Origin of the sequence: Bradyrhizobium sp. 6(2017) (genome assembly GCF_011058295.2) — a bacterium.
Lineage (GTDB): Bacteria > Pseudomonadota > Alphaproteobacteria > Rhizobiales > Xanthobacteraceae > Bradyrhizobium > Bradyrhizobium septentrionale.
The window spans coordinates 2,149,167-2,163,231 of record NZ_CP049289.2; the positions used below are offsets into that span (position 1 = coordinate 2,149,167).

The 14,065-nt window shown below is 58.0% G+C and carries 8 protein-coding genes and 1 pseudogene; 3 read left to right on the forward strand and 6 right to left on the reverse strand.

The window, feature by feature from the left end; all coding sequences use genetic code 11:
• Positions 1 to 159: 159 nt before the first annotated feature.
• Both fcl and gmd read right to left on the reverse strand, forming a co-directional pair.
• Positions 160 to 1,215: a GDP-L-fucose synthase gene (gene fcl, locus G6P99_RS10260; protein ID WP_275949210.1), complete on the reverse strand. Its 1,056-nt coding sequence runs from the start codon at positions 1,213 to 1,215 to the stop codon at positions 160 to 162.
• On the reverse strand, positions 1,199 to 2,281 hold the full coding sequence (gene gmd / locus G6P99_RS10265; protein ID WP_165124591.1) for a GDP-mannose 4,6-dehydratase: 1,083 nt from the start codon (positions 2,279 to 2,281) through the stop codon (positions 1,199 to 1,201). The genes fcl and gmd overlap by 17 nt, the downstream gene beginning before the upstream one ends.
• A gap of 718 nt (positions 2,282 to 2,999) precedes the next feature.
• Between gmd and glmS the strand changes: the two genes are divergently transcribed.
• Both glmS and G6P99_RS10275 read left to right on the forward strand, forming a co-directional pair.
• Complete coding sequence (gene glmS, locus G6P99_RS10270) at positions 3,000 to 4,826, forward strand: glutamine--fructose-6-phosphate transaminase (isomerizing) (RefSeq protein ID WP_029085165.1); 1,827 nt, start codon at positions 3,000 to 3,002, stop codon at positions 4,824 to 4,826.
• Between the two features lie 682 nt (positions 4,827 to 5,508).
• Positions 5,509 to 5,895 carry a hypothetical protein gene (locus G6P99_RS10275; RefSeq protein WP_275949058.1) on the forward strand — a complete coding sequence of 129 codons (387 nt, stop codon included), beginning with the start codon at positions 5,509 to 5,511 and terminating at the stop codon, positions 5,893 to 5,895.
• A gap of 1,315 nt (positions 5,896 to 7,210) precedes the next feature.
• Here the strand turns inward: G6P99_RS10275 and G6P99_RS10280 are convergent.
• The 4 genes from G6P99_RS10280 to dctA form a co-directional block, all read right to left on the reverse strand.
• Complete coding sequence (locus G6P99_RS10280) at positions 7,211 to 7,597, reverse strand: response regulator transcription factor (RefSeq protein WP_165128059.1); 387 nt, start codon at positions 7,595 to 7,597, stop codon at positions 7,211 to 7,213.
• A 93-nt stretch (positions 7,598 to 7,690) separates the two neighbouring features.
• Complete coding sequence (locus G6P99_RS10285; RefSeq protein WP_029084516.1) at positions 7,691 to 8,368, reverse strand: response regulator transcription factor; 678 nt, start codon at positions 8,366 to 8,368, stop codon at positions 7,691 to 7,693.
• Positions 8,365 to 11,037 carry a PAS domain S-box protein gene (locus G6P99_RS10290; RefSeq protein ID WP_029084515.1) on the reverse strand — a complete coding sequence of 891 codons (2,673 nt, stop codon included), beginning with the start codon at positions 11,035 to 11,037 and terminating at the stop codon, positions 8,365 to 8,367. Before G6P99_RS10290 ends, G6P99_RS10285 begins: the two co-directional genes overlap by 4 nt.
• A 931-nt stretch (positions 11,038 to 11,968) precedes the next feature.
• Positions 11,969 to 13,291, reverse strand: a complete 1,323-nt coding sequence (gene dctA / locus G6P99_RS10295; RefSeq protein ID WP_029084514.1) for a C4-dicarboxylate transporter DctA — start codon at positions 13,289 to 13,291, stop codon at positions 11,969 to 11,971.
• 489 nt (positions 13,292 to 13,780) lie between these two features.
• On the opposite strand from dctA, the pseudogene G6P99_RS10300 reads away from it, so the two are divergent.
• Positions 13,781 to 14,009 (forward strand): annotated as a pseudogene (locus G6P99_RS10300) (DNA-binding protein); the annotation flags it as partial.
• Positions 14,010 to 14,065 lie beyond the last annotated feature (56 nt).

Sequence of the window (14,065 nt, forward strand, 5' to 3'; positions counted from 1 at the left end):
ATCAACTGTCGACTTCGGCGGAGTAGAACAACACATCCGCGATCATGATCATTCTGCGTCGTGATGCAAGCCGGTTGATCCGCATGCTGGCCAGCATGTACATGGTGAGGATCCAACCGGTCGCTGTGTTGAGAAGAAGGCCGTTCACGGAGTAGATTATTACCGAGTGGCCTGGGCTGACGGACGGCCGGGAGAGTCGCCGCGGACTCGTCGTGCAGGATTGCCTTCCCTTAAGCCCACTTGCCGGGGATGAGCTGGATCACTCTGGTGGCCTTTATTGCTCTGGCCGAGATACGCCCGGTACGTCAACTTAATGCCTTCCTCCAGTGAGGTCTGGGCACGCCAGCCGAGCCTGGCCAAACGGCTGACGTCGAGCAGCTTGCGCGGGGTGCCGTCCGGGCGCGACGTGTCGAAGCTGATCTCACCGCGATAGCCGACGGCCGCCGCCACCAAGAGTGCGAACTCGGCGATGGTGATGTCTGCGCCGGTGCCGATATTGACCAGGTCCGGCGAGGAATAGGTCTTCATCAGGTGGATGCAGGCGTCGGCGAGATCGTCGACATAGAGGAATTCGCGGCGCGGCGTCCCGGTGCCCCACACCACGACTTTGGTTGCGCCTGAGACCTTGGCCTCGTGGAAGCGGCGGATCAGCGCGGCGACGACGTGGCTGTATTCGGGATGATAATTGTCGCCAGGACCGTAGAGGTTGGTCGGCATCACGTTGATGAAATCGGCTCCGTACTGGCTGCGATAGGCCTCGGCCATCTTGATGCCGGCGATCTTGGCGATGGCATAGGGCTCGTTGGTCGGCTCCAGCGGGCCGGTCAGCATCGAATCCTCGCGCAGCGGCTGCGGCGCCAGGCGCGGATAGATGCAGGACGAGCCGAAGAACATCAGCTTCTCACATCCATTGGCATGGGCGGCCTGGAGCACATTGGTCGAGATCGCGAGATTGTCGTAGAGGAATTCGGCCCGCAGCGTGTTGTTGGCGACGATGCCGCCGACCTTGGCGGCGGCGAGGAACACGGCCTGCGGCCGCTTCGCGGCAAACCAGACGTTCACCGCGGCCTGGTCGCGCAAATCGACCTCGCTGCGCGACACCGTCAGCAGATCGGCCTGTTCGCGCGCCAGCCGGCGCATCAGCGCCGAGCCGACCATGCCGCGATGGCCGGCGACGAAAACCGTCTTACCCTTCAGTTCAAACGTGCTTGCCATTGCCCGCGTCCTGCCTGGCCTCAGCGAGATCGCTGGCGACCATCTCCTTCACCAGCTGCGCGAATGGCGTCTTCGGCGCCCAGCCGAGCTTGGCGCGTGCCTTGCTGGCATCGCCGATCAGGAGATCGACCTCGGTCGGGCGGAAATAGGTCGGATCGATCTGCACCAGGGTCTTGCCGGACGCCTTGTCGACGCCGACCTCGTCGACGCCCTTGCCGCGCCATTCGATGCTGCGACCAACCTCCGCAAACGCCAGCTCGACGAACTCGCGGACCGAGCGCGTCTCGCCGGTCGCGAGCACGAAATCATCAGGCTCGTCGGCCTGCAGGATTTTGTGCATGCCTTCGACATAGTCGCGGGCATGGCCCCAGTCACGCTTGGCATCGAGATTGCCGAGATAGAGCTTGCTCTCGAGGCCGACCTCGATGCGGGCGACGGCGCGCGTGATCTTGCGCGTCACGAAGGTCTCGCCGCGGATCGGGCTCTCATGGTTGAACAGGATGCCGTTGCTGGCGAACATGCCATAGGCCTCACGGTAGTTCACCGTGATCCAGTAGCCGTAGAGCTTGGCGACGCCATAGGGCGAGCGCGGATAGAACGGCGTCGTCTCCTTCTGCGGCACCTCCTGCACGAGCCCGTAAAGCTCCGAGGTCGAGGCCTGGTAGAACCGCGTCTCCTTTTCCATGCCAAGGATGCGGATCGCCTCCAAGAGGCGCAGCACGCCGATGGCGTCCGCGTTCGCTGTATATTCCGGGCTCTCGAAGCTGACCTGGACGTGGCTCTGGGCGGCGAGGTTGTAGATCTCGGTCGGCCGGATCTGCTGCATCAGCCGGATCAGATTGGTCGAATCCGTCATGTCGCCGTAGTGCATCAGGAACGGCACGTTGCCGGCATGCGGGTCCTGGTAGAGATGGTCGACCCGCGCGGTGTTGAACGAGGACGAGCGGCGCTTGATCCCGTGCACGGTGTAGCCGAGGCCAAGCAGATATTCGGCGAGATACGCGCCGTCCTGCCCGGTCACGCCGGTGATCAGCGCCACGCGCCGCTTTGAATCCTGAGCCGCCATGGTCTCTATTGGTTGCGCCGTAAAGAGCCCCCCTTAAGAACGTCAGTTGCGAAGCGGCTGCGAGAGATCTAGATGCTCAAGCGCGCTACACCCGCAACTAGAGGAAAGCGATCGTCAGCTCCGATCATACACATCATATATCCATGCACACTATATACATTGATTTATACCGATCCGGCAGTTGCTCTATCCCAATATTACAATCATTCGGACCTGGCTTATCGTGGCCGGATAAAGCGACGTGCTGAGGTTAGCCAGTTGCAAGTTAGGAGATCGGCATTGCATTGATAGAATCGCAGCATGCAGGCCGACACCCAGCCACAGCCTGTGCATAGATATCGCAGCCCACAATGCGTACCGCTCACTCAACCTCCAACAGAACACTCAGCCTAGGGCGCAGCAAGCTCATCGACCATATCGATGACATCGCTTCTGCTGGTGCAGGAAATACGGGGAGCTTGCAAACACTTGTATAGTTCTTCGAACGTTTCGATATCGAAAGTTTACCTTCGTACAATCGAGCTATCGATATTGATCGTTTAGTCTGATCTCGACAAGCGGAGCATGCATCTGTCCGAGTATCGCATGTTCGCCTGAACGAGCGCGACAAACATTTCCAGTAACAAATGGCAACACACGCTAGAGCAGCCCCGCAACCACGTCGACAGCAGGCCATTCGGAAGCCGCGGCTTCGCGAACTTGGGCTGCATTGATCAGCATGTGTGGAATTGTCGGCATCCTGGGGCGTGGTCCGGTCGTTGGACAGTTGGTCGCTTCGCTCGAGCGGTTGGAGTATCGTGGCTACGACTCCGCAGGCGTTGCGACGCTCGAAGGTCTCCGTATCGAGCGGCGGCGCGCTGAAGGCAAATTGAGAAATCTTGCCGAGCGGCTACACCGGCATCCGCTATCGGGTCATATCGGCATTGGTCACACCCGATGGGCGACTCATGGAAGGCCTACCGAAAGAAATGCCCATCCGCATGCGACGGAAAATGTCGCGGTCGTTCATAATGGGATCATCGAGAATTTCCGCGAGCTGAGAGCCGAACTGGGACAGAATGGAGCTCATTTCAGCTCAGAGACCGACACCGAGGTGGTGGCGCATCTCGTTGAATCCTATCTCATGAATGGCTACTCGCCACAGCATGCGGTGCAGGCGTCGCTGCCGCGGCTGCACGGAGCCTTCGCGCTGGTATTCCTGTTCAAAGGCCACGACGATCTTTTGATCGGTGCGCGCAAGGGATCACCCCTTGCGATTGGGCATGGCAATGGCGAAATGTATCTAGGATCGGACGCGATCGCGCTCGCACCCTTGACCGATTCCATTACTTATCTTGAAGATGGCGACTGGGCCGTGCTTACCCGCTCGATTTGTATGATCTACGACGCGGACGGCACTATCGTCCACCGGGAAACATCAAAGTCAGGCGCGTCGTCACTCCTGGTAGATAAAGCGAATTACCGCCACTTCATGGCTAAGGAAATCCACGAGCAGCCGATGGTGGCCGGGCAGACATTGGCTCATTATGTCGATATCGGCGCCGAGCGCGTCGCCCTGCCGCTCAAACTACCGTTCAACTTCAATTCGATTCAGCGAATCTCGATTACGGCCTGCGGCACGGCAAGCTATGCCGGTCACATCGCCAAATACTGGTTCGAGCGGTTAGCACGCCTGCCGGTCGAAATCGATGTGGCATCCGAGTTCCGTTACAGGGAGGCGCCTTTGCGCAAGGGCGATCTCGCGATCGTCATCTCGCAGTCGGGGGAGACTGCCGACACACTGGCTGCGCTGCGTTACGCCAAGAGCCAGGGTCTGCACACGATATCTGTAGTCAACGTCCAGACCTCGACGATTGCGCGTGAGAGCGAATCCGTGCTGCCGACGCTGGCGGGACCGGAAATCGGCGTCGCCTCCACCAAGGCGTTCATCTGTCAGCTAGTGGTAATGGCGGCGCTTGCCCTGGCAGCAGGCAAAGAGCGCGGTAAACTGCACGAGATCGATGAATCGAAGCTTGTCGGCGAGCTTATCGAAGTGCCGCGGCTGATTGCTGCGGCGCTGTTGATCGAGCCGCAGATCGAGAAACTCGCGCGTCATGTCGCCAAGTCGAGCGATGTGCTCTATCTCGGCCGCGGCACATCGGCCCCCCTGGCACTGGAGGGTGCGCTCAAGCTGAAGGAAATCTCGTATATCCATTCAGAAGGCTACGCCGCTGGCGAGCTCAAGCACGGACCGATTGCATTGATTGATGAGACGGTGCCCGTGGTGGTGATCGCGCCATACGACGCGGTCTTCGGGAAAACTGTCTCGAACATGCAAGAAGTCGCGGCTCGAGGCGGCAACATCATCTTGATCACTGATGCGAAGGGCGCTTCGGAAGCGACGGTGGACACGCTCATGACCATTGTGATGCCGGACATGGGTGGAAGCTTTACGCCCATGGTTTATGCCATCCCGGTTCAGCTTTTAGCCTATCATACTGCCGTCGTTATGGGGACGGATGTGGATCAGCCGCGCAATTTAGCAAAATCGGTCACCGTCGAATAGCCGGCTCCGGCAATGTCGAGGTGCTTCTCCGTTGTCTAGCCATCAGGCTGCGGTGGCTGCCCCATCTGGTGGATTCAAAATCCGGAAAGGCTGTAGTCTCGCGCCTATCCATGGTTGGTGGATACTTGGTTGTCGCGAATTCTGGTAACTGTTAGCAGGCCGCGCGCTCCCCCGGACTTATCGAGACTGCGATCTGGGCATACGTCTAGCATGGCGCGCGGCATCAGAAGGAGAGCGTTCGACGGCTGATTCAATAGGAGAACTATCGATCGAACCCGCTCCTGATAGGCTGACATTGCGAACCATGCTCGTAGCCTCACCAATCCCGGCAACGCCAATGCGACGTGCATTGGTGCCGCTTTAGGAAAGCTTGCCGAAAGGATGGGAGGGCATTCACGGTCTCGCGTCAGGTTTTGGTAAGGCAGTCAGCCTATCAACTCCGCCGAGTTTAACAAGCCTGAACCAAATGCGGAAGTGTATGCCCGCTGGGAGCACCAATCGCCATGTATAATCGGATCAATGGCTTGTCCACTTCCAATCCTCACGCTTTGTCGAAGCTGACGAGCAAGGGGATGCAAACAGCTTCGCGGATGCGTTCGCCAATATGCGCTTGGCTGCGCCAGGCCCCAGTGGCAGCTCATCGTCGGCAACAAGACCGTATTCGCTCGTTCAAAACCCTCCTGTGGTGGAGATCAATAGGTCGTCGTTCAGAAAGGCAGCTCAGACCTATCACGGCGAAAAGATCAAGTACATCGCCGACAACCCGCAAGAGTACTCAGATTTCGTGTCCGCAAGAGCAGGGCGAACTGCGGAAATTGCTGAGGACTATGGAACAACTCGAGATTCCGATAATGCGCGATACTTCAGCTACCAATTAGGAAACAAGAGTGTCGGGCTTCTAAGAATGGAAGGCGGCGACAGCATGACAGAGTTCGACGTCAAGCGATGGCGGGAGCTGTTTCCTGGGCGAACGGGGACTACCTCGAGTGTAGATCTTCAGGTCGTTCATCCGCTTGTCGAGAACGCTGGCGATATTCTGCTCGAGCATCAACTTCGAATGGACGGCTAAAGGCCGTTGCTCAATTTGCGTCCGGCTAATCCAGAAGCAAGAGCCCGTGGGGAGAAGTTGGGGTTTGTCGAGGTTGACGCCGACAATATGGTTCTCGACCCAGAGATGTCAGAAAATTGGATAAGAACAGTGATGGTGAATGGCAGCGAAAAGGCGCTGCCGCGCGATATCTTTCCGAAATTGGCAACTGTGAGAACGGTGATACCGAGATCGCAGAAGGCTCCGCGACATACGATTGCGAGGATGATTTTATGTGACTAGAGTATAGTTGCGTGGAACGTATCTCGACGTGCTCTTCGCGCCGTCTTTGCTGCGCTAGGCGGCCTTGGGGAAGGCTCACAGTCAGAAGAGCTCCTGCGCGGAGAAGATGGTACGCAGACTGAGCCGGCCGGCGTAGTCTTCGCCGAGCTGCTAGTGCCTGGTGCGCTCTGTGACAGCAATGCACGAGCCAATAGATCGAATTGGCGGCGTCGTAATAACTTTACGAGGCGCGGCCAAGATCCGCCCGGCCGTCGAAAGGAGGCCGGGCATTTTGCACGCAGATTATGTGGGGTATCTGGAGGCAAAGGTCTTCCGGGCGATCTGATGAGGCCCAAGAGTTCATGAGGAGCAAAGGAGCAGCCTGAGATAGGGCGTGAAGGAGCTACGGAGCGATTGCTGCCCCCCAATAGACAAGGAGGATAGAAGCTGTGACGGGCGGCGCGGTGAACAGGAGCTCGTCCCACAGAGCTTTTCGCCCGACGAAATGAACAAGACTCAAGCAATTGGTTCGAAAATGCGTTCCGGAGAGCTCTTGGGCTGAGCAGAGCTCTTTCGTTGTTGAAAATAGTATGCTTGCTGCAACGAGACCGAGCTAAGCAAGCGCGCGAACCTGTCGAATCCTGTCCGGGAGGAGGATCACCCTGAGCACCAGCCTACGGAGATTGAACGGAGCCGGGAGTGCCGAGTACCGCGAGCCTCGCGGCGGCAACGTTGGTCCTGATCAACGCGGCTAGCGGGCGGAGCACGTCACAAGGATCAATAAGCCAAAGTAAGAAATCGACCGCTGGTGATGCCGGCCGATTTCGGGGAGTTCATTCCAGTAGATCGTACGAGCTCGAGATAGGATTTCAACATGCAGGTCTTGAACCCTGCTTGAGCGAACTCGCGGGTGACGAGCCTAAAAAAAGCGGACCAACCAATTAGACTGGAGCGCGCGGACCCGGCCTCTCGGAGTTCTAATTACAGGCGCAGCGTGCTCGGCGCCAAGAAGCTGATCGATGTCGTGTCGCGTGAGAAGTGCGCAGATTGGACATGAGGTTGGCGGTCTTCTGGATTAGGTGTGCCCCCCGTCGCGATTCTCCTGCAGTGCGGCATCGAGGCACTCGATCAGCGTATGTCCGGCGAAGGGCTTGGCCAGAAAGCCAATCGCTCCCGCGTCCAGGGCTGAGGCGCGCACGCGGTCGTTCGGGAACGCAGTAATGAAAATGAACGGCACACCGTGACCTCTCGCCCGCATTTCTGCCAACAGGTCCAAGCCGCTCATAACCGGCATCTGCAGATCCGAAATTACGCAGGCGGTTTCGTTCAATCGCGGTGACCTCAAGAAGTCCTCGGCCGACGCAAACGTTTGGACGATGTAGCCACGCGATTTCAGAAGGTTCTCTGTCGCCGCGCGGACCGACGCGTCGTCGTCAACGACAGATATTAAAGGCGTGGACAAGACGTGCCCTCCGGACGCGGGAATGGCGGCTGCCGCAGCATTAGCCACCCTCGGCGAAAAGTGGGCTTGAGTGTTGAAATTGTAAAATCATACTTAGGTTTGTTCGGGCCGATTTGCGCGGATGCTCAGCGTCTCAGTCATTCTGATCAAATCCGCGAGCGACCGGGCGCGCATCTTTTTCATTACGTGTCCCCGGTAGATCTTGACCGTAATCTCGGCGAGCCTCAGCTCGGCGGCTATCTGCTTGTTCATCAGGCCGGTAGCGACCAGCTTCATCACCGCCTGCTCGCGCGGGCTTAAGGTGTTAAATAGAGCCTGCAGTTCCGCGACGGTCTGCTCAGCCTTCCGTCTTTTGCGATCACGTTCGGTCGCGGCGACCACGGCGTCAAGCAGCTCCTGATCGCGAAACGGTTTGGTGAGAAAATCGACGGCTCCGCCTTTCATGGCCCTGACGCTCATTGGAATGTCGCCATGGCCGGTGATGAAGATGATCGGAATATGAATGTTCAACCGCGCCAGGTCAGCCTGGAACTCAAGTCCACTCAGACCTGGCAGCCGGATATCAAGAACCAGGCAGCTAACAACATCGGGAAGCCCGCTCTGTAGCATTTCGCGGGCCGATCCGAATGCAACGACGTCCAGGCCGACCGATTGAAAAAGGTTCGTTAGCGACCGACGCATCGAGGTGTCATCTTCGACAACGAAGACTGTCGCATTTGCCGACGCTTCAGCTTTGCTGCCTTCGCGCGGGGGGGAAGGGCGTTCGCTCACGGCACGAGCTCCTTGTGCAACGGTAGGTCAAACCGAAAGCTCGCTCCCGGCCCCTGCTTGCGAACGACTGAAAGGCGCCCTGCATGAGCTTCCACAATCGAGCGGCAGATCGAAAGGCCCATGCCAAGGCCACTCGACTTTGTCGTGAAGAAGGGGTCTAATACTCGGTCGGTATCATCTTCAGCGATCCCGACGCCGCAATCCGTCACGGTAAGCTGCACGTATCCCGTATCGTCCTCCGACGACTGAATCACCAGTTCGCGCGTCCGGTCCGTAACTGCGTCCATGGCTTCGATCCCATTCATCACCAGATTGATAATCACCTGTTGCAGCTGAATCCGATCACCGAGGATTGCGGGCAGCGCTTCCGTCAACTTGGTCTTTAGCGTCACTCGGTGGTTAACCAGCTCACGTGCCACCAGAGCAATAACATCCTTGACTACATCATTGATATCGAGCGGTACCATCTCGATCTCGCCTTTCTTCGCAAGTGCGCGAATGCGACGGATCACCTCGCTTGCCCGGATTGCGTCTTCGATTATCCACTCAACCGAACAGCGAGCGGCGGAAAGATCAGGTGTCTGGCGGCCCATCCAACCGAGGCACGCGTCGGCGTTGCTGATAATCGCGGCGAGTGGCTGGTTGATTTCGTGGGCGATGGAGGTTGTCAGCTCTCCTAGCGTCGTCACACGCGTCACATGCGCAAGCTCCGCCTGCGCCTTTCGGAGCTCTTGTTCGGTTTGATCTCCGCGAATCAAAGCGGTGATGTCGGTGCTGACGCCGCGGTAGCCGAGGAAATTGCCGTTTAAATCAAAAAAAGGCTTGCCGCTCGTCCGGACGTAGATCGGAGATCCCATACGGTTGACAGTGCGGTAGACCAGATCCCGAAACGGAAGATGCGCCTCCAGCGTCGCCCGATGTTGCCGCCACTTCTCAGGTTCTTCCTCGACGTCGCACGCGATGTCCCAGCGAGGCAGGCCCATCAATCCCGTCGCCAATATTCCCGCAGCGCTGGTGTGCTCGGATAAGTGGGTGACCTGATGATCTGGTCCCGTCTCCCAGAGCCAGTCGGAAGCTGTTTCGGCGTAATCGCGAAAGCGCTGCTCGCTTTCGCGCAGCGCGGCAAGTGTGTTTTCCAAGCGTTCCCTAGCGGCGTATTGCTCGGTGACATCCATGTGTGTTCCGATGAGTTCGCGCACATTGCCATCGCTGCCGACCACCACATGCGCGACGGAGTGTATGCGTCTTATCCCGCCATCTGCTAGAAGGATTCGAAAATCATACTCGAAGCGCTCTTCCTTGCCTTCGATAGCCTGGCGCTGCACTTCCTGAAGCCGCGGCAGGTCATCTGGATGAACGCGCGACCGAATGGTCTCGATCGATACAGTCTCTTGCGGTTCAAAGCCAAATAGACGGTCGACCTCAGCGGAGCGATACACAAAGTCGAGACTGTAGAGGTCCCAGGACCAGCTGCCCGTGTGACTGAGACGCTGGGCCTCGGCCAAATAGGCTTCGCTACGGCGTAGCTGCTGTTCTACTTGCCTTGCTGCCGTGATATCCGTCGCTGCGCCGACAAACTCGATGTCACCGGTGGCAGTTCTTGTTGCTCGCGCCCGCGCGTGGATGTGCTTCACCGAGCCGTCCGGCAGCAGCAACCGGTATTCGTGCTCGAAGTCCCTTGGGTCTCGCATCGCTCGATCGATGATCTCTTGGACCGAAGCTTTATCGTCTGGATGGGTACGCTCGACAACCAGTTCCGGCGCAGGAGCCGTCTGCGGGTCCAATTGGAAAATTCGAAAGTTCTCCTTTGACCAAAAGACCTCGCCGGTAGCAACGTTCCAGCCGAAGCTGCCTGTGTGGCTCAACTCCTGCGCCTGAGCCAAATGGGCTTCGCTCCGCTGCAGGGCAAGTTCGGTTCGCTTTCGCTCCGTGACATCTTCGCACGCTATTAGGACAATGGGCTGGTCATCGGCCCAGAGCATGGCTTTAGCGTTTTCACGTACCCACAGTACCGAGCCGTCTTTCCTGATTTTCTGGACATCCCAGGTGTGCGATTGGCCGATATCTTCAAGGCAGGTGCGAACGCATTTGTGAACGAACGCGCGATCTTCCTCGAGAAAGATTCCCAGCACGGATTGGCCGATCAGTTCGTCGCGGGCATAGCCGAGTTGTGTCGCGCCGAAGGTATTGACGTTGAGGACCGTACCGGCTTCATCGAGCATGAAGTACATGGCCGGGTTGTGCTCAAAGATCGCGCGCCACCGTTTTTCGCGATCCTTCAAATCGGCCGCGCCGCGCCGCAGCTGGGCCGCAGCCTCATGCGTAGCCTCTCTTTCCTGGCGGACTCTTCCGATCAGGTGTGTTCCAACGATCGAGACAGTAAGAAATGCGACGACCACCGGAAGAGCTTGGGGGTCGTCAATCCGTAGACTGAACGCCGGCGGCACAAAGCAGTAGGCCAAAGCAGCGATGGCTAAGACGGAAAGCGCGTATGATGCGACAAAGCTGCCGATCAACGAAAACAGCAATATCACCAGCAGATAGACGAGCGCCATCGCGGCGAAATGCGTTTGAAGGTAAAAGGAAGCTAGCGTCACCACCGCCAGCGTTATGCTGCCGAAGGCAAACTGCGTGGCCGAACGTTTGAAATTGCTGATCTGATTATGCATTCTTCGACCGTCCGGCCGTTATGCGGCAGGAGAGCTATAACATTCTAGGCAAAAATAAGGCAATCCTTTCTGCCCCAGAGACGCACACGAGCATTTCCGGGATCGATTGCTTACGGTTGAACTGAGCACGTACCGAAGAAAGGCGCATTACAAACGTACGTATAGTTGTCCTAAACCATTCAATATCGCGCTGACATGCGTGCAACCGAGCCCGGGCTATCTGTTTTCCTTCGCTATTGAAACGCTCGCGGGCGCGTGAGGCTGCGGCCGAGCACAGCTGCGTGGCGCCAAGGCACATCAAGGTCAGGGTCAGCGGCCACATCAATTCAGCTAAGCGCTGACGCTGAACAATGCGGCAGGTTTTGCCTATGCGGAGAGAGCAGCGAAAAGCTCTGGAGCGCCGTGACGTTACCCTCTGGGATCCATCTCAGGTCGGTGAAGGGGCCAATCTGGTCCACCGTGATCACGTCCATCGCGGTCTCTTCCGCAATGCGCACCGGAACAAGCCAGATGATCGAGTTGCGCCAGCGAGGTCGCCGTCGGACGTGGCGGGTTCATCAGTAGCCACGTACCAACCGTTTCATGGGCGGACCGGGTACCGTGGACCGTCACGCCGCACAGATTCTGTCATTAACCGTATGCTCTGGCTCGGCAAACCTTGCCCCGGCATTTGGATGGCCAGGAGCTGTACCTCAAAAGGCGCGCCTGGAGATGGCTGCCGAAAACAATGCTCTCTTTTCCCTTTTTATGTGAGGATCTTTCTCAGAGCGGTTGCCTGGACCGCAGCGCAAAGCAGGCGGTCCGAGATCGCGTGAGAAAACGCTCCGGTTTGCAGTTCAGGTCGGCTGCGCCGATCAGAACTGCGAAGAATCACAAGTTTGGGCAACACTCGCGTTCGACGCGTCTTGTAATCACGGATAAAGTCCGTGGCCTACCTCCTTGTGCTTCTAATGTCGATGCTGGTGGAATCGGCGGGCTGGTTGAGCCGGGCGTGCAGCGTCCCGTGCTTGAGTTCGCCTTCCCACCAGGAGACGAACACAGCTGCGATGCCGTTGCCGGTGATATTGGTAAGGGCTCGTACCTCGCTCATGAACTTGTCGATCGAGAACACGATTGCCATGCCCGGCACTAGCGCTGGGTTGACCACCGACAACGTAGCAGCGAGCGTGATGAAGCCCGCGCCGGTGACGCCGCTTGCCCCCTTCGAGGCCAGCATTGCCACGAGTAAGATCGTGAGCTGCTGGCCAAGAGTGAGATCGACCCCGAGCGTCTGGGCAATGAACAAGGTCGCAAGCGTCATATAGATGTTGGTGCCGTCGAGGTTGAAGGAGTAGCCGGTTGGCACCACGAGGCCGACCACGGGCTTGGAGCAGCCCAGCCGCTCGAGCTTCTCCATCAATTGCGGCAGCGCGCTTTCCGAAGACGAGGTGCCGAGCACGATTAGAAGCTCATCCTTGATATAGGCAATGAACTTGAAGATCGAAAAGCCGACAAGGCGCGCGATCAGGCCGAGAACGACCACTACAAATATCGCGGCCGTCGCATAAAATAGCGCGATCAGACCGATCAGATTACCGAGCGCCGCCGGCCCGAACTTGCCGATCGTGAAGGCCATTGCGCCGAACGCGCCGATCGGAGCCGCTTTCATGATGATAGCGATCACGCCGAACACCGCGTGCGCAACGTCGTCAATCATGCCGCGCAGCCGCGCTCCACGCTCTCCCAGCGCCATCAGCGAAAAGCCAAACAGGATCGCGAACAGGAGCACCTGCAGAACATCGCCGCGAGCCAGGGCGCCGACCACGGTATCGGGAATGATATTGAGAAAGAAATCGACGGTTTTCGAGGCTTCCGCCTGCTTGACGTAATTGGCGACTGCCGCAGCATCGGGTTTGACGGCAAGGCCACGGCCGACTTGAACCAGATTGCCCATGACAAGGCCCAACACCAAGGCAAAGCTGGAGACGATTTCGAAGTATACCAGCGCCTTGACGCCGACGCGCCCGACTTTCTTTGCGTCCTGAATATGCGCGATGCCGGATGCAACGGTGCAGAAGATGATCGGCGCGATCACCATCTTGATCAGCTTGATGAAGCCGTCACCGAGCGCCTTGACCCAGTCGTTGGTCGCGACCGATGGCCACTGCCATCCGACGATGGCGCCAATCACGATAGCGATCAACACTTGGACGTAGAGAATTTTATACCAGGTTTGCGACGCGCGCGCAGGCGCCGCAGTTGCCATGGTGGTCATGACGCTTCCTTCCCGAATTCCCTCGAATGTGAGCCGCCGCGTCGTGAGAGCCGACGGCATCATACGAGGCTGTCCTTTTAGCCGTAGCCGTGTCCGATTGAAGACGGTTCCGGGAGCCGGCGCGTCATTCCAAAGGCAGGCATTCAGTCACGTTATCTTTTTCGGCAAGCAAGATTTGCACCAGACGCTAATCTGCGGCCGATCAAACCAGGCATAAGCCGTCTATCTCTTGATGAGGTTATCTGAATGCTCGGACCTGCGTTCGCATGTTCGAATGGAAGGCGTTGCGCTGGGTGGCGTATCTCTTGCTCTGGCAGGGCACGTAGGCCGAGTCGCGTCTCAGCGTTGAAGCTTAGCGTGATCGGAATGTGTCGAGTGCCGAGTTGATGCAACAGTGCGTTGCATTGGTAAAATCGATTGTTTGGATCGCAGGTATCCACGCGATGGAAGCTTGGCGACATCTGAGCGTCAGATCGAGATTCTTTTTGGGCGCGTTATCTCTGCTTGGCGGGCCGCACGCTCAAGAAGCACCGGACATATGGCGCAGGGCCAACGTATCGACGAATTTGGCGGTCGCGTCATCTACGCACTGGATGAGCTGAAAGCGTGGGCCGATCTCGCTGTCAGGGCGTCAACGTCCGATCCCGGTAAAGGCATTGTTGCTGCCGGCCAAGAATCGCCCAAGGCTGCGCCCTATGCACGCCAGGAGTCATGGTGATCGCCGCATGAGAATAGCGACGATGCAGGACTGAGATGCAGCAGGATGTGCCGTCT

Coding starts and splice junctions, on each gene's coding strand:
- fcl (WP_275949210.1), bottom strand. CDS start 1,215: ATGGCAAGCACGTTTGAACTGAAGGGTAAGACGGTTTTCGTCGCCGGC.
- gmd (WP_165124591.1), bottom strand. CDS start 2,281: ATGGCGGCTCAGGATTCAAAGCGGCGCGTGGCGCTGATCACCGGCGTG.
- glmS (WP_029085165.1), top strand. CDS start 3,000: ATGTGTGGAATTGTCGGCATCCTGGGGCGTGGTCCGGTCGTTGGACAG.
- G6P99_RS10290 (WP_029084515.1), bottom strand. CDS start 11,037: ATGCATAATCAGATCAGCAATTTCAAACGTTCGGCCACGCAGTTTGCC.
- dctA (WP_029084514.1), bottom strand. CDS start 13,291: ATGACCACCATGGCAACTGCGGCGCCTGCGCGCGCGTCGCAAACCTGG.